This window comes from Paracoccus zhejiangensis, from assembly GCF_002847445.1.
In the GTDB taxonomy this organism is placed as follows: Bacteria; Pseudomonadota; Alphaproteobacteria; order Rhodobacterales; family Rhodobacteraceae; genus Paracoccus; species Paracoccus zhejiangensis.
In genome coordinates this window covers 2,645,142-2,660,721 of record NZ_CP025430.1, presented here as the reverse complement: position 1 = coordinate 2,660,721, position 15,580 = coordinate 2,645,142, and the positions used below count along the sequence as shown (strand labels likewise).

17 protein-coding genes are annotated in these 15,580 nt (G+C 67.3%); 12 read left to right on the top strand and 5 right to left on the bottom strand.

Going from position 1 to position 15,580, the window contains the following annotated elements:
- Window positions 1–21: 21 nt before the first annotated feature.
- From CX676_RS12840 to CX676_RS12815, 6 genes are read left to right on the top strand one after another with little or no spacing between them, the layout of a single operon-like run.
- Window positions 22–474, top strand: a complete 453-nt coding sequence (locus CX676_RS12840; protein WP_101752978.1) for a GAF domain-containing protein — start codon at window positions 22–24, stop codon at window positions 472–474.
- The gene (locus CX676_RS12835) at window positions 452–844 is read left to right on the top strand and encodes a GFA family protein (RefSeq protein WP_101752977.1); all 393 of its coding nucleotides are present in this window, start codon (window positions 452–454) and stop codon (window positions 842–844) included. Before CX676_RS12840 ends, CX676_RS12835 begins: the two co-directional genes overlap by 23 nt.
- Window positions 841–1,209: a GFA family protein gene (locus tag CX676_RS12830; protein ID WP_101752976.1), complete on the top strand. Its 369-nt coding sequence runs from the start codon at window positions 841–843 to the stop codon at window positions 1,207–1,209. Before CX676_RS12835 ends, CX676_RS12830 begins: the two co-directional genes overlap by 4 nt.
- Window positions 1,209–1,580, top strand: coding sequence for a GFA family protein (locus CX676_RS12825; RefSeq protein WP_101752975.1), 372 nt, complete (start codon window positions 1,209–1,211; stop codon window positions 1,578–1,580). The genes CX676_RS12830 and CX676_RS12825 overlap by 1 nt, the downstream gene beginning before the upstream one ends.
- Before the next feature lie 56 nt (window positions 1,581–1,636).
- Complete coding sequence (locus CX676_RS12820; protein ID WP_101752974.1) at window positions 1,637–2,263, top strand: LysE family translocator; 627 nt, start codon at window positions 1,637–1,639, stop codon at window positions 2,261–2,263.
- Window positions 2,260–2,907 carry an RluA family pseudouridine synthase gene (locus tag CX676_RS12815; protein ID WP_101752973.1) on the top strand — a complete coding sequence of 216 codons (648 nt, stop codon included), beginning with the start codon at window positions 2,260–2,262 and terminating at the stop codon, window positions 2,905–2,907. The genes CX676_RS12820 and CX676_RS12815 overlap by 4 nt, the downstream gene beginning before the upstream one ends.
- A 207-nt stretch (window positions 2,908–3,114) precedes the next feature.
- Here the strand turns inward: CX676_RS12815 and CX676_RS12810 are convergent, their stop codons facing one another.
- Window positions 3,115–3,876, bottom strand: coding sequence for an MBL fold metallo-hydrolase (locus CX676_RS12810; protein WP_101752972.1), 762 nt, complete (start codon window positions 3,874–3,876; stop codon window positions 3,115–3,117).
- 142 nt (window positions 3,877–4,018) lie between these two features.
- On the opposite strand from CX676_RS12810, the gene CX676_RS12805 reads away from it, so the two are divergent.
- From CX676_RS12805 to CX676_RS12785, 5 genes are all read left to right on the top strand, one after another.
- Window positions 4,019–5,074, top strand: a complete 1,056-nt coding sequence (locus CX676_RS12805) for a saccharopine dehydrogenase (RefSeq protein ID WP_101752971.1) — start codon at window positions 4,019–4,021, stop codon at window positions 5,072–5,074.
- Window position 5,075: 1 nt separating this feature from the next.
- Window positions 5,076–6,215 carry a saccharopine dehydrogenase C-terminal domain-containing protein gene (locus tag CX676_RS12800; protein ID WP_101752970.1) on the top strand — a complete coding sequence of 380 codons (1,140 nt, stop codon included), beginning with the start codon at window positions 5,076–5,078 and terminating at the stop codon, window positions 6,213–6,215.
- Window positions 6,216–6,318: 103 nt separating this feature from the next.
- Window positions 6,319–7,503 carry a PQQ-dependent sugar dehydrogenase gene (locus CX676_RS12795; RefSeq protein ID WP_101752969.1) on the top strand — a complete coding sequence of 395 codons (1,185 nt, stop codon included), beginning with the start codon at window positions 6,319–6,321 and terminating at the stop codon, window positions 7,501–7,503.
- A 77-nt stretch (window positions 7,504–7,580) separates the two neighbouring features.
- The gene (locus CX676_RS12790) at window positions 7,581–8,807 is read left to right on the top strand and encodes a PQQ-dependent sugar dehydrogenase (protein ID WP_101752968.1); all 1,227 of its coding nucleotides are present in this window, start codon (window positions 7,581–7,583) and stop codon (window positions 8,805–8,807) included.
- A gap of 331 nt (window positions 8,808–9,138) precedes the next feature.
- Entirely contained in the window at window positions 9,139–10,065 is a 927-nt protein-coding gene (locus CX676_RS12785) for a hypothetical protein (protein ID WP_157935925.1), read from the top strand.
- 90 nt (window positions 10,066–10,155) lie between these two features.
- Here the strand turns inward: CX676_RS12785 and CX676_RS12780 are convergent, their stop codons facing one another.
- On the bottom strand, window positions 10,156–10,527 hold the full coding sequence (locus CX676_RS12780; RefSeq protein WP_101754317.1) for a DUF3775 domain-containing protein: 372 nt from the start codon (window positions 10,525–10,527) through the stop codon (window positions 10,156–10,158).
- Window positions 10,528–10,574: 47 nt separating this feature from the next.
- The gene (gene mutL / locus CX676_RS12775) at window positions 10,575–12,419 is read right to left on the bottom strand and encodes a DNA mismatch repair endonuclease MutL (RefSeq protein ID WP_101752966.1); all 1,845 of its coding nucleotides are present in this window, start codon (window positions 12,417–12,419) and stop codon (window positions 10,575–10,577) included.
- A 128-nt stretch (window positions 12,420–12,547) separates the two neighbouring features.
- On the opposite strand from mutL, the gene CX676_RS22780 reads away from it, so the two are divergent.
- A complete protein-coding gene (locus CX676_RS22780; RefSeq protein WP_198590190.1) occupies window positions 12,548–12,724 on the top strand; it encodes a hypothetical protein in 177 nt (58 codons plus the stop codon).
- 41 nt (window positions 12,725–12,765) lie between these two features.
- Here the strand turns inward: CX676_RS22780 and CX676_RS12770 are convergent, their stop codons facing one another.
- Both CX676_RS12770 and CX676_RS12765 read right to left on the bottom strand, forming a co-directional pair.
- A complete protein-coding gene (locus tag CX676_RS12770; protein WP_198590189.1) occupies window positions 12,766–14,115 on the bottom strand; it encodes a M16 family metallopeptidase in 1,350 nt (449 codons plus the stop codon).
- A complete protein-coding gene (locus CX676_RS12765; protein ID WP_101752965.1) occupies window positions 14,112–15,503 on the bottom strand; it encodes a M16 family metallopeptidase in 1,392 nt (463 codons plus the stop codon). The genes CX676_RS12770 and CX676_RS12765 overlap by 4 nt, the downstream gene beginning before the upstream one ends.
- Window positions 15,504–15,580: the final 77 nt, after the last annotated feature.

The window sequence follows — 15,580 nt, the reverse complement described above, 5'->3', positions numbered from 1 at the left end:
CGAAATCCCTAGATCAGCGCCATGACCGATTATGACTCCCTCTCCGCCCGCATCCGCGCCCTGACCGAAGGCGAGACCGACGAGGTCGCGCTGATGGCGACACTCGCCTGCGAGCTTCACCAGTCCGATGACCGTTTCGACTGGACCGGTTTCTACCGCGTCACCGCGCCGGACCTGCTGAAGATCGGCCCCTATCAGGGCGGGCATGGCTGCCTGGTCATCCCCTTTTCGCGCGGCGTCTGCGGCGCGGCGGCGCGAACGGGCGAGGTGCAGCTGGTGCCTGATGTGGACGCCTTTCCCGGCCATATCGCCTGCGCCAGCTCCACCCGGTCCGAGATCGTGCTGCCGGTCTGGGGGAAGGATCGCCGGCTGATCGGCGTGCTGGACATCGACAGCGATCTGCCCGACGCTTTCACCGCCGAGGATGCGCGGCGGCTGGAGGCGATTCTGCATGACACATTCGGCGGGCTCTGAATTTTCCGGCTCCTGCCTTTGCGGGCAGGTGCGGTTCGAAGGCACGTGGGGCAGCGACCCGCTGCGCGCCTGCCATTGCGGCCAGTGCCGGCGCTGGTCGGGCCATGTCTGGGCCGCCGCCCTTGCCGACCGGCTGGAGATCACCGGCGAGGTGACATGGTTCCGCTCCTCCGCGCAGGCCGAGCGCGGCTTCTGCCCGACCTGCGGCTCGTCGCTTTTCTGGCACCGGCTCGGGTCCGACAAGATCGACGTGGCGGCGGGTTGCGTCGATGCGCCGACCGGGATCGTGCTTTCCGGACATATCTACGTGGCCGACAAGGGCGACTACTACGCCATCGATGACGGTCTGCCACAGGTCGAACGCGAATGATCGCAGGGACCTGCCTCTGCGGTGCCGTGCGCTTTTCCGGCGCGGCTGACAGCCCCGAGGTCACCGCCTGCCATTGCGGCATGTGCCGGCGCTGGACCGGCCATGTGAACGCCGCCTTCCACATGCGCGCGCCCCGGATCGAGGGCGAGGTGCGCTGGTTCCGCTCCTCCGACCGGGCCGAGCGGGGGTTCTGCCCCACCTGCGGCTCGTCGCTCTTCTGGCGCGAACCGGGCGAGACGGGGATGGCCGTCGCCGCCGGGGCGGTATCGCACCCGACCGGGCTGCGGCTGGTCGGGCATATCCATGTCGAGGGCAAGGGCGATTACTACCGGATCGCCGACGGCCTGCCGCAGCGGGGGCGCTGATGATCGCGGGATCCTGCCTTTGCGGCGCGGTGCGGTTCTCGGGCCATCCCGAGACGCCGCATGTGATCGCCTGCCATTGCAGCCAGTGCCGGAAATGGTCGGGCCATGTCTGGGCCTCGTTCCACCTGACCGACGCGCGGATCGAGGGTGAGCCGCGCTGGTTCCGGTCCTCGGATCACGCCGAGCGGGGGTTTTGCGCCACCTGCGGCACCTCTCTGTTCTGGCGGCTCGAGGGGCGCGAGGCGCTGTCGGTCTCGGCCGGGGCGCTGACCGATCCGACCGGGCTGAACCTGGGCGAGCATATCTATGCCGCTGACAAGGGCGATTATTACGAGATTGCCGACGATCTGCCCCGCAAGGATCAGGATTGACCTTTCAGCCGCTGCGTTGGATGCAGCGGTGAAACCTTCAAACCGGATGGGCTGAGATGATCTGGGACACCATCGCCAATATCCCGCTGGCGCAGCTGACGGCCTTCATCGCCGGCGGGCTGGTGCTGAATTTCGCGCCGGGACAGGACGTGTTCTTCGCCAGCGCCTGCGGCATCCAGGGCGGTCCGCGCGCCGGTGCGCTGGCGGGTTTCGGCGTGGGCTTGGGCGTGCTGTTCCACCTGACGCTGGCGACGGTCGGCCTTGGCGCGGTGGTGGCGGCGCATCCCGAGGCATTGCTGGCAGTGAAATATGCCGGTGCCGCCTATCTGCTGTGGCTGGCGTGGAAAAGCTGGAATGCCGGGCCGGTCGACCCGACCGCGCAGGCGGCGCGGCGGCCCTGGAACATCGTCCGCCGGGGTGCGCTGTCGAATATCCTGAACCCCAAGCCGGTGCTGTTCCTGCTGGCCTTCCTGCCGCAATTCACCAGCCCCGCCTATGGCGCGATCTGGCAGCAGATCCTGGGCCTCGGGCTGATCTTCGCCTTTACCGGGATGTTGGTCACCATCGGCTATGGCGTGGTCGCGGGCTATGCCGGGCAGGTGCTGGGCCGGCGTCTGGGGCTGGTCAACAAGATCGCCGCGGTGCTGTTTGCGGGTCTGGCGCTGCGACTGGTTGCGAAGTGAGCTTTTCCTACAGCCCGCCGCCCGATCCGCCCGAGGTCATCCATGCCGATCACGAGATCCTGGTGGTGTCGAAGCCGGCGGGCCTTCTGTCGGTGCCTGGTCGCGGCGAGGACAAGGCCGATTGCGCCATCGAGCGGCTGCGCGGCGCCTTTCCGACCATCCTGCTGGTGCATCGGCTGGATCAGGACACCTCCGGGGTGATGATCTTCGGGCTGACGCCCCATGCGCAGAGGAACCTGTCGAAGCAGTTCGAGGATCGCAAGACCAAGAAAGCCTATGTCGCCCGCGTGGCCGGCCGGCTGGAGCCGAAGACCGGGACCGTCGATCTGCCGCTGATTGTCGACTGGCCGAATCGCCCGCGCCAGAAGGTCGACCACGCCGAGGGCAAGCCGGCGCTGACCGAATGGCGGGTGATCCGGGCGGGTGATGACGAAACGCGGGTGCGGCTTTTCCCGCTGACCGGGCGCAGCCATCAGCTACGCGTGCACATGGCCGAGACCGGGCATGCGATTCTGGGCGATCCGCTTTATGCGGCAGGCGCGGCGGCGGATTTCCCTCGGCTGATGCTTCATGCCGAGAGTTTGCGGATAAAGCATCCCGATAGCGGCGTGCAGATGACGTTTACGGCGCCGGTGCCGTTCTAGGCGGGGCAGAGGTACGCTTGCAGGCCCCGGCCCGGAGCAAGGCACGCAGTGCCGCCGGGCCAGCGGCCGACCGCCCCCCGGGGCGGCCGCTCTGGTACGGTTCTGCGCTGAACGACCGTTCCATATGCTGGCACCATAAATGCGCTTTGCACAATCGCCTCAGCGGCCACCCGGCGGTCAGCCGCTGGCCCTTTGCTGCGCCTGCCCTTATCCCCCCGGATACCAGTTGGCGATCACCACCTGCGAGCCCGAGCCCCCAGCCTCGACCAGGGTCTTGAAGGCCTGAACATCGCTGCCCTTGTGGTGATAGGGATAGACAAAAGCCGGCTTGAAGCCCTCGACCCCTGCCGCCGCCTGCTCGACCGTCATGGTATAGGGCAGGTTCATCGGAAGGAAGGAAACCTCGATGCCGGTCAGGCCCTTCATCTCGGGGATGTCCTCGGTATCGCCGGCGATATAGACGCGCTTGCCGCCTAGGGTCAGGACATAGCCATTGTCGCGCCCCTGCGGGTGATATTGCAGCCTGTCCTCGGTCAGGTTGTAGGCCGGGATGGCCTCGATGCCGATGGCGCCCTGCATCGCCTGCGCGCCGTTCTCCATCGCCGTGGCGCGGGCCTTCAGCGCCTCGGGCAGCATCGCATGGACGGCGGGATTGGTGATGATCGGGGCGGCGCCGCCGATGCCTTCCAGCGTCGGCGCGTCGTAGTGATCGCCGTGCTCATGGGTGATGAGGATGAGGCCGGCCGGCGGCAGGGCGGCATATTTCTCGGCCCCGCCGACCGGGTCGACCCAGATCACCCCGCCCGGGGTCTCGATCACCATCGAGGCGTGATCGACCGGGTGGATCACCACATTGCCGCCCTCGACGGCATAGGAATTGGCGTCTTGCGCAAAGACATGACGTGGCAGCGCGGCCATGCTCAGCGCGGCGGCGCCGAGCTTCAGGCTGGAACGGCGGGTCATCGGCATCTTCGGTCCTCCTGTTTGCGGGTCATTTTGGGGGCAGAGGCCCAACGCCCGCGGACCGGGCAGGTTCCGGGCGGGTCTGCTGCGCCTTGTCGCCACCTGCCCGCTGTCCTAGACACATCCTGCAAACCGAGCGGGGGACAGCATGACGCATCTCTGGGTCCGGGCGGAAAGCCGCCCCAATGAAGACCGGGTGGGCATCACCCCCGAAGGCGTAGCGGCGCTAATCGCCCAAGGCATGACTGTGACGGTCGAAGAGAGCCCCAGCCGGGTCATCCCGATCGAGGATTACCGCAAGGCCGGGGCTGATATTGCCCCCGCCGGCGCCTGGGTCGATGCGCCGGACGAGGCGATCATCTTTGGCCTCAAGGAACTGCCCGAGGATGGCACGCCGCTGAAACACCGCCACATCATGTTCGGCCATGCCTTCAAGGGCCAGCCGGCGGGGCGGGTGCTGCTGAAGCGGTTCAAGGCCGGCGGTGGCAGCCTCTATGACCTCGAATACCTCTTGGACGAGAACGGCCGGCGGCTGGCGGCCTTCGGCTATTGGGCCGGGTTCGCGGGTGCGGCGGTCTCGCTGAAGGCCTGGGCGGCGCAGCAGCAGGGCAGCATCTGCGGCCCGGTGCGCAGCTGGCCCGACAAGGAGGCGATGATGACCGACCTGCGCGCGGCGCTGGACGGGACCGGCCGCCCGCGCCCCTCGACCATCGTCATCGGGGCCAATGGCCGGGTGGGCACGGGCGCCAGCGACCTGCTGACGGCGATGGGCTGTTCGGTGACAAAATGGGACATGGCCGAGACCGCCAGCGGCGGACCCTTCCCGCAGATCCTGATGCACGGCGTCTTCATCAATGCCATCCTCGCCAATCCCGGCTGCCCGGTCTTTGTCCCGGCAGAGGCGGTGCATCCCGGCCGGGCGCTGTCAGTCATCGGCGACGTGGCCTGCGACCCGACCAGCGAGTTTTCCCCGATCAAGGTCTATGACCGCACCACGACATGGGCCGAGCCAGTGCTGCGGGTGACCGATCACCCGGTTCTGGACGTGATGGCAATCGACAACCTGCCCTCGATGCTGCCGCGCGAAAGCAGCCTCGACTATGCCGCCCAGCTTCTGCCGGTGCTGAGCCGGCTGGACGCCATCGACGCCGGCCCCTGGGGCGGCGCAAACGACCTGTTCACCAAGCATCAAAGCGAGGTCTGACATGACCATCCACTGGATCGGCACCGGTCTTTCCGCCATTCCCGGCCTGCGCCGCCTGATCCGCGAGGGGCGGCCGGTCGTGGTCTGGAACCGCACCGAGGCCAAGGCGCGCGAGGCGGTCGGCGACCTGACCGACGACATTCGCGCCTATTCGCCCGAGGCACTGGCAGGCGCGGTGACCAAGGGCGACATCATCGTCTCGATGCTGCCCGCCGATCAGCATGTGGCGCTGGCCCAGATGGCGATCGAAAAGGGCGCGCGCTTCGTCAGCTCCAGCTATATCGCACCCGAGATGGCGGCGCTTGACGCGGCGGCCAAGGCGGCGGGCGTCGCGGTGGTGAACGAGGTCGGGCTGGACCCCGGCATCGATCACATCATGGCGCATGAGCTGGTGGCCGATTACCGGCAGGTGGCCAAGCCGGGCGATGTCATCAGCTTCACCTCCTATTGCGGGGGCGTGCCGAAATACATCAACACCTTCCGCTACAAGTTCAGCTGGTCGCCGCTTGGCGTGCTGCGGGCGCTGCGCTCGCCGTCGAAATCGATCCGGGGCGGCGAGACCCGCGACGTGTCCCGGCCCTGGCTGGCGGTCGAGACCTATGACGCGCCCTTGCCCACGCCGGAACGCTTCGAGGTCTATCCCAATCGCGACTCGCTGCCCTTCCTCGGGCAATACGGGTTCGATCCGGACTGGACGGTCGATGAATTCGTGCGGGGCACCATCCGCCTGAAAGGCTGGAAGGAAGCCTGGACCCCGGTCTTCGAGGAGATCGAGACGCTGCAGGGCGAGGCCGGCGAGGCGCGACTGCGGGCGATGGCCGAGGAATTCTGGCGCGCCAATGCCTATGCCCCGGGCGAGGCCGACCGGGTGGTGCTGTTCGTGGCGCTGAAGGCCGAACGCGGCGGCAAGACCGTCTGGCACAAGGAATGGGTGCTCGACGCGCATGGCGACCGGGCGGGATCGGCCATGGCCAAGCTCGTCTCGATCCCGGTGGCGCTGGCGGTCGAGGCGGTGGCCGACGGTCGGATCGCACCGGGCGTTCATGCCGCGCCCGAGGATCCCGAACTGGTGGCGGGCTGGCTGGTCGAGGTCGGCCAGATCGCCCAGCATCTGGCCAAGGTGAACCACCTGAAGGCGTGAGCCGGCCAACGCAGATGTGAAGGGTCGGGCGGCGCGGGGGCCGGAACGGATCGACCCCGCGTCGGTTGGGTTCCCAAGCATTTGTAAAAGGGAAGGTTCCGCCATGAAACGCATTGCCCTGACCGCCGCCTCGGCCCTTCTGGCCAGCGCCGCCTGCGCCCAGGATTTCAACAGCGAGGCGCCGAACGTGCCCGATCAGCAGCCCGCCTTCGAGGGTCAGACCCGTGCGCCCGTGCTGGCCGATGACCTGCGGCTTTCGACCGAGGCCGTGGCCGAGGGGCTGGAAAACCCCTGGGGTATGGCGGAATTGCCCGATGGCGCCTGGCTGGTGACCGAGCGGCCGGGCCGGATGCGTCTTGTCGCTGCGGATGGCAGCCTCTCCGAACCCATCACCGGCCTGCCCGAGGTCGACAACCGGGATCAGGGTGGCCTTCTGGACGTGGCCGTTGCCAATGATTTCGCCGAGACCCGCCGGGTCTGGTGGAGTTTCTCGGAGCCGCGCGAAGAGGGCAAGACCGGCACCGCCGTCGGCACCGGCACCCTCTCTGCCGATGGAACGGCAATGGAGGATGTTCGCGTCATCTTCCAGCAGCAGCCGGCCTGGGATTCGGCCATGCATTACGGCTCGCGGCTGGTCTTCGACAACGAGGGCGCGCTCTACGTCACCACCGGCGAGCGTTCGCATCCCGAGCCGCGCCAGCTGGCGCAGGATGTGACCACGCACCTGGGCAAGGTGCTTCGGATCAGTCCGGATGGCGGCGCGGCCCCCGGCAACCCGGCGATCGAGGGCGGTCAGCCGGAAATCTGGTCCTATGGCCACCGCAACCTGCAGGCGGCGGCGCTGGCGCCCGATGGCACGCTCTGGACAGTCGAGCATGGCCCGCGCGGCGGGGACGAGCTGAACCACCCGAAGGCCGGCCGGAACTATGGCTGGCCGGTCATCACCTATGGACAGGAATACAGCGGCGATCCAATCGGCGAGGGCCAGACGGCAGCGGAGGGGATGGAGCAGCCGGTCTATTACTGGGACCCGGTCATCGCTCCGAGCGGGATGGAATTCTACCAGGGCGAGATGTTCCCCGAATGGCAGGGCGATGCGCTGGTCGGCGGCATGGGCGCGCTGGCGCTGGTGCGGCTGGAACTTGACGGCGAGCGGGTGACCGGCGAGGCGCGTCATCTGCCGGATATTGGCCGGGTGCGCGATGTGGACGTCGCCAGCGACGGGGCGGTGATGCTGCTGATCGACGATCCCGAGGGCAGCATGATCCGCGTGACGCGGGCCGAGTGATCGTTCCGCAGGCGGCAGACTGGAATGCGACGGCGCGGCGTGGCACAAGCGTGGCTGTGTTCTGACGAGGGGTTTTCATGTTGCGATCTACCGGAATGGCCCTGTGCCTCGTTTGCGTCGGCCCCGCCATGGCGCAGGATTTCAACGAGTACCCGCCCAATGCCGCGGGACAGGCCCCCGCCTTCGAGGGCCAGACCCGCGCGCCGCTGCTGACCGATGAGATCGCGCTGGAAACGACCACGGTGGTCGAGGGGCTGGAACATCCCTGGGGCATGGCCGAACTGCCGGATGGCAGCTGGCTGGTCACCGAACGCCCGGGCCGGTTGCGCATGGTTTCCCCGGAAGGCGCGCTGTCGGCGCCGATCACCGGGCTGCCCGAGATCGATCCGCGCGGGCAGGGCGGTTTGCTGGACGTGGTCGTCAACGATGATTTCCCCGAGACCCGCCGCGTCTGGTGGAGCTTTGCCGAACCGCGCGCCAAGTGGAAAAGTCTGATCCGAGGCCGCAACTACGCGGCCAGCCGCACCGCCGTCGCCACCGGCACCCTGTCCGAGGATGGCACCGCCATCGAGAATGCCGAGGTGATCTTTCGGCAGGACCCGGCCTGGCACGGCAATTCGCATTTCGGCTCGCGGCTGGTCTTTGACCCCGAGGGCGCGCTGTTCGTGACCACCGGCGACCGCTCGGACCCCGAGGCGAGCCCGCTGGCGCAGGATCCGGGCACGCATATCGGCAAGGTGCTGCGCCTTGCCCCCGAAGGCGGACCGGCGGCGGGCAATCCCGAGATCGAGGGCGGCCAGCCCAAGGTCTGGTCACTTGGCCATCGCAACCTGCAGGCTGCCGCACTGGCGCCTGACGGTCATCTGTGGACTGTGGAACACGGCCCGCAGGGCGGGGACGAGCTGAACCGACCCGAGCCGGGGGGCAATTACGGCTGGCCGGTCATCAGCTATGGTCAGGACTACAGCGGCGCGCCGGTCGGCGAGGGCCAGACCGAGGCCGAGGCGATGGAGCAGCCGGTCTATTACTGGGACCCGGTCATCGCCCCCAGCGGCATGGCCTTCTATACCGGCGAGATGTTCCCCGAATGGTCGGGCGACGCGCTGATCGGCGGGCTCGCCGGCATGGCGCTGGTGCGGCTGCGGCTGGCCGATGGCAAGGTCATCGGCGAGGCGCGGCACCTGCAGGATATCGGCCGGGTGCGCGATGTCGAGGTCGCCAGTGACGGCGCCATCATGCTGCTGATCGATGATCCCGAGGCGCCGATGATCCGGGTGACGCGAGGCAACGGCGACGCGTCCTAGACGAGCAATTTCAGGCAGTTGTTCGTCCCGAGAGGTCATCGGCAGTCATCTGGCAGCGGAGGCCAGACTGCGCGGTGAACTTGCCTGATCGCAGGGTCACGTGGTAGTCTGGACATGTTGCGGGGCCAGGAATTTCCCTGCGGGAGATTGCTTTCGTACCATGGTTATCATAACTCGGTGGAGAGTCCGCTGCGCAGGAGCCGCAGCTAGGACTCGACATCTCTCAGAATGATCAGGCGGCACGGCGATGATGTCGGTTGATCGTCCATAGCATCCAGTATCTGAACAAGGGGCAGTGCCAAGCGTCCCGTCGATCCAAATGGAGGCAAGGATGATACGTGAAACTCGGCGGTATCTGCGGCGACTGGCTCTAGCTGCTGCAATGGGTCTTCCCTTCCTGTCAGCCCCCGTCGGGGCCACCGCCCAGGAGATCGAGGGCCTGCAGGGCAACGCGGCAGGGGCCATCGAGGCGCAAATCAGAAGCGCGAACTTGCGCTATCCACAGGTGCACATCTTCTATGGTGACTTGACGGGTCGCGGGACAAGCGATGCCGTGTCCTTCGTCTACTACGATGCTGGCGGCAGCGCGGAGCGACTGGCGACCTGGATCTGGCTCGACGCGGACGGGGAATATGAACTGGCCCGGACGGTCCCCAACGAAGAGGTATTCGGCTACGAGCCACGGGGCGTCTCTTTTGCTCCCGGTCGCGTGACAGTGACAACAACCGTCCCGCAAGCAAATGATGCTCATTGCTGCCCGACAGGCGAACGCACCTTCGTGCTGGAGCTTGGCGCCAACGAAGCACCCGAAAACAGCCCGGCAACCGCCGCGCGGAGCAGCGGCAACTGGGTCGCAACGGCCCAAAACTCCCCTGCCGGGGTGACGGTCACCGGCACCGCACGGGATGGCAGAACCACCTTCTCGGGTGGGTGCAACCCTCGCATGGGGAAGGGGTTCATGGGGTCTCTCTATGGGTATGGGGGTGATGCGCTGCAGCGCGTTGATGATCAGAGTGAACCCGTTTCTTTCAAGGTGGCCGGGCGTAGCGGAACGAGTTCATTTGCCGGGCAGATGCATTATTTCGCGCCCGATGAAGCATGGGTTATCACGGGGTCGCTTCCGACTGATTTTCTCGACGCCTTTGCCCGCGGCAATACCCTTTCCATCCAGAATGGCCGGGGCGAAGAAGCCGTGGCCTTTGATCTCGGCGGATCATCGAAAGCCGTTCAGGCCATGCGTCAGGTATGCGGCATGTAGCGACACTGTGGTTAGTCTCCGCCGGGGCCCCAGGCATGACCCGTTGAACCGATCAGCCCAATGGGTGTGCAAGCTGATCAGAGCGACGTCCTAGACCGGCTTCTGCAACTCGTCCTCGGCCGCCTCGGGCGAGAGGCCAAGCGCTTCCATTCCGGCCTCGAGGTAATCGGCCAGTTGCGGGTCGCCCATCAGGTAATCCTCGGTCGGCGTGGTGCGTTCCGCCCGTGCGGTGGCGATGGCCTCGTCCAGATCCTCGGCGTCAAAGCTGTCGCGGCCGATCCACATGACCGCGACCAGGCTGGCCTGCTCGTCCTCGTTCAGGCTTTCGATGAAATCATGCAGTTCGGTCCGGGTGCCATATTGGCGGCGCTGGCCGTTATCGGCCCAGGCATCAATGCTGCTGCCATATTCGCGGGCGCGGATGATGACATGGGCGATCTTGTCCGGGGCAATCTGCAGCATGACGGGCCTTTCGGGTTGGCCCATGGTGGGCCTCGCCGGCCTGCGGGTCAATCCTTGCGGCCGAACAATCGCTCGATATCGGCCAGTGGCAATTTGACCCAGGTGGGCCGGCCATGGTTGCACTGGCCGGATTTCGGCACCCGTTCCATCTCGCGCAGCAGCGCGTTCATCTCGTCCGCCGTCATCCGCCGGCCCGAGCGGACCGAACCATGGCAGGCCATGGATGAGAGCACCGCATCGATCCGCCCCCTCAGCCGGTCCGAGGCGCCTTGATCGTCCAGATCGTCAAGGATGTCGCGGATCAGCGCGCCGGCGTTCAGCCGGGTCAGCAGTGCCGGCACCTCGCGCACGGCGACGCTGCCGCCGCCGAAGGGTTCGATCACCAGCCCCAGTTCTGCGAGATCCCCGGCGATGGACAGGATCTGCGCGGCCTCGGCCTCGGACAGCTCGACGATTTCGGGGATCAGCAGCGACTGGCTGGCGATGCCGTTCTCCTCGGCCTGCGCCTTCAGCCGTTCATAGACCAGCCGCTCATGGGCGGCGTGCTGATCGACGATGACCAGCCCGTCCTCGGTCTGGGCGATGATGTAATTCTCGTGGATCTGTGCGCGGGCGGCGCCGAGAGGCGCGGCGACGGGTTCGGGCACGGTCTCTGGCATCGGCTCGAACCGGGCCGAGGGGGATTCGGCGAAACCGGGGCTCTCGAAAACGGGGGCCTCGAAGACCGGCGCCTGCAGGTCCAGCGAGGCGCGTCGGGCGCTGGCCGAGGGGCGATAATCCATCTGGTACGGGCGGGGGGGGGCGACACCTTCCGGCTCGACCCGGAAGGCCCCGAGCGTCGCCGTGCCAACCGTCGACGAGGCGCGATGCCCGGCCCCCGCCAGTGCGTGCCGCAGCGCACTGACCACGAGGCCGCGCGCCAGACCGGGATCGCGGAAGCGCACCTCGGCCTTGGCTGGGTGGACGTTCACATCGACCAGCTGCGGGTCACAGGTCAGGAACAGCACCGCCGCCGGATGCCGACCCGAGGCCAGCACATCCATGTAACCCGCCCGCATCGCCCCGGTCAGCAGCTTGTCCCGCACCGGGCGGCCGTTGACATAGACGTGCTGCGCCACCGCCGCGCCGCGCGAATAGGTGGGCAGGGCGGCAAAGCCGGTCAGGGTGATCTCGTCGCGGGTGGCGTCGATCGGCAGGGCATTGTCGATGAAGTCGCGGCCCATGACGCGGGCCAGTCGCGCCTGCAGCGCGCCGAACAGCTCCCCCTGCTCGGCATCGGCACGAAACACCACGCGGTCGCCATCGGTCAGGGTGAAGCCGACATAGGGCTCGGCCATGGCAAGGCGCTTGACCACATCGGCGATGGCCTGCGCCTCGGCGCGGTCGGTGCGCATGAATTTCAGCCGCGCGGGCGTGGCGAAGAACAGGTCGCGCAGCTCGACCACGGTGCCGCGATTGCCGCTGGCAGGGCGCACGGGCTGCATCCGCCCACCGGCCACGGTGATGCTGGCCCCGTCCGCGCCCGCGGCGCGCGAGGTGATGGTCAGCCGCCCCACCGCGCCAAGGCTGGGCAGGGCCTCGCCGCGAAAGCCGAAGCTGCGGATGTTCAGCAGGTCCGAGCCGTCGATCTTGCTGGTGGCATGGCGCGCCAGTGCCAAGGGCAGGTCCTCGGCCAGCATGCCGCAGCCGTCATCGCTGACCCGGATCAGGCTCTTGCCGCCATCGGCGATGGTGATGTCGATGCGGGTCGCGCCGGCATCCAGCGCGTTCTCGACCAGTTCCTTCACCGCCGAAGCAGGACGTTCCACCACCTCGCCAGCCGCGATGCGATTCGCGGCGGCCTCGTCCAACTGCCGGATAACAGGGCGGATATGGGGTGCCTGACTGTTCATGACCCCAGATATAGCATTGCGGGCAGGCTGCGGGAAGGAATTCATCCCGGGATCGTCGCAGCGAGGAAACCGGATTGCCCAATCATTCGTTGAACCGGGCAAACACATTCAACTCAAGGAGATTGGCCATGACGAAAATCGCTATCCTTCTGTGCGGCGCTGCCCTGACGCTGGCGGCCTGCGGACCGAACACCGCGACCCGCGCGACCACCGGCGCCGCAACCGGTGCTGTCGTGGCCGGCCCTGTGGGCGCGGTGGCGGGTGCCGCACTTGGCGGAACCGGTGCCGTTCGGGTCAACCCGTAACGACTCCACGGTAACGAGTTACCCGCGCCGGGGGCGAACCCTCAGTTCGTCTGCGGCGCGGATTCGGCGCTCGCCTCGGCCGCTGCCGCATCATCCGTGACGCCCACGGGCCGGCCGACCAGCACGAAGCGCAAGTCATCTGACTTGAGCAAACGCTCGGCCACGCGCTGCACATCCTCTTTCGTCACCGCCTCGACCATGCCGTTGCGGGTGTTGACGTAGTCGATGGGCAGGCCGATCAGCTGCATCCCGGCGAGGATGCCCGCGATCTTGCCATTGCCGTCAAAGCGCAGCGCATATTCCCCGGTCAGGTAGGTCTTGGCGTCGGTCAGTTCCTTGTCGGTGACGCCCTCGGCCATGCGGCCCCATTCCTGCCGGATCAGATCGACGCCCTCGGCCACCTTTTCATTGGCGCTGGCCATGCCGCCGGCCCAGGTCTGGCCATAGATGCCGGTCGCCAGCCCGGTGCCGATGCCATAGGTCAGCCCGCGTTTCTCGCGGATCTCGTCCATCATCCGCGAGGAAAATCCGCCGCCGCCCATGATGTGATTGGCGACCGTGGCGGCGAAGTAATCGGGATCGTCGATCGGCAGGCCCGGCCCGGAGAAGGTCACGATGGTCTGCGGGCTGTCCCAGTCAACCACGGTCACGCCCGGCGTGAGTTGCAGGCTCGCCGGTTCGGGCAGGGGCGCGGTGCCGGTTTCCGGCAACCCGCCGAGGATGGTGTCCAGCAGCACGCCCAGTTCCTCGGGGGTGATGTCGCCCGCCGCGCCCACGACCACCCGGTCGCGCGCCAGCACCCGGTTCTTGGCGGCAATCAGATCCTGCTGGGTCAGCGCCGCCAGCGATTTCTGCGTGCCGTTCACCGACGAGCCATAGGGGTGATCGCCCCAGGCCTGATGCGCCATTTCCTTGGCGGCGATGCTTTGCGGCTCGGTCGCCTCGGAGCGGATGATCGCCTGCACCTGCGCGCGCACCCGCTCGACCGCATCGGCGTCAAAGCGCGGCTGGGTCAGCGCAAGGCGCAGGAGTTCGGCAGATTCGTCGCGATGTTCGGTCAGCGCGCTGAGATTGATCGACAGCTCGTCATCGCTGACATCGAAATTCAACCTTGCGCCAAGCGCCTCGAGTTCCTGCGCGAAGGCGGTGGAATCCATCGGCCCGGCGCCTTCCTCCAGCGTTGCGGTCATCAGGTTGATGGCCCCGCGCTTGCCGGGGGCCTCCAGCGAGGCGCCGCCCCTGAAATCGAGCGAGATGGCGGTGAAGGGGATCGAGTGATCCTCGACCAGCCAGGCCTTGATGCCGGCGGGCGAGGTTACGTTCTGGATCTCGATGGCCTGTGCCGGCAGGGCCAGGAGTGTCAGGATCAGGGCGTAAGCGGCGCGGATCATCCCTGTTTCTCCTCTTTGGGGGCGGCCTTGGTGGTTGCCGGCGTCCCGGCCTCGGTCTCGGCGGGCGGTTCGGGCAGCAGCCAGCCGGTGACGCTGGCGTCGCTGTCCAGCACCTCGCGGGCGGCGGCCATCACATCCTCGGCGGTCACGGCGTCCAGGATATTCGGCCAGTCGTTCACATCCTCGACGGTCAGCCCGGTGGCCAGTCCCTGCCCGTAATCATAGGCGCGGCCATGGGCCGAATCCTGGGCATAGATCTTGGCGGCGCGGATGCCGGTCTTGACCCGCTCCAGGTCCTCGGGATCGGGGCCGGTCTCGAGGAATTTCGCCAGCACGGCGTCGAACTGCGCCTCGGCCTCCTCGGGCGTCACGTTGTCGGCGGGGACCATCGACAGGTAGAAGGTGGTCGGATCTACCGCCAGCCCGTCATAGCCCGCGCCCACCCACAGCACCTTGCCGGGCAGTGCCAGCTCGCGCCCCAGAACCGAGGTCTGCATCGACCCACCCAGCAGTTCCGACAGCACTGTTAGCGCCGCCGCCGTCTTCTGGTCGCCGGGATTGCGCTCGGCCGCCAGGGTGGTGCGAATCATCGTGGGCTGCGCCACGCGCGGATCGACCCGGCTCATCCGGCGGGGCGAATCCTGTTCGGGTTCCTGCGGGCGGACGCGGGGGGCGATGTGATCCTCGGCGGCGATGGGACCGTAATACTGTTCCGCCAAATCGCGCGCCCGTTCCGGCGTCACGTCACCGGCCAGTACCAGCACGGCATTGTTCGGGGCATAGTGCGCGTCATACCAGGCGATGGCGTCGTCGCGGGTCAGCCCCTCCATCTCGGAACGCCAGCCGATCACCGGGCGGCCATAGGGATGGTTGTAGAACTGCACGGCGTTGCGTTCCTCGCCGAACAGCGCACTCGGGTCGCTGTCGGTGCGTTGGGCGCGTTCCTCAAGCACCACCTCACGCTCGGCCTGCCAGTCATCCTCGCCGATCTTCAGATTGGCCATCCGGTCGGATTCCATCTCCATGATCAGCGGCAGGCGATCGGCGGCGATGCGCTGGAAATAGGTGGTGAAATCATAGGAGGTGAAGGCGTTGTCATTGCCGCCATTGGCGGTCACGGTCTTCGACAACTCGCCCGGCGCCAGCTTGTCGGTGCCCTTGAACATCAGGTGTTCCAGGTAATGCGCGATGCCCGATTTGCCCGGTGCCTCGTCGGCCGAGCCGATCTTGTACCACAGCATCTGCACCACGACCGGGGCGCGGTGATCCTCGATCACCACGGTTTCCAGCCCGTTGGGCAGGGTGAAATGACTGATGCCCTCGGGCATCTCGGCCAGCGCGACCGCCGGCAGGGCGGTCAGGGCGGCGGTCAGAAGAAGGGCGCGCATGGAAAGCTCCGGCAGGGACGGGCAGAAGGTGCAGCCGCCGCCCGCCGGGCGCAAGCCGCCCTCGCGCGTTTGTGTGG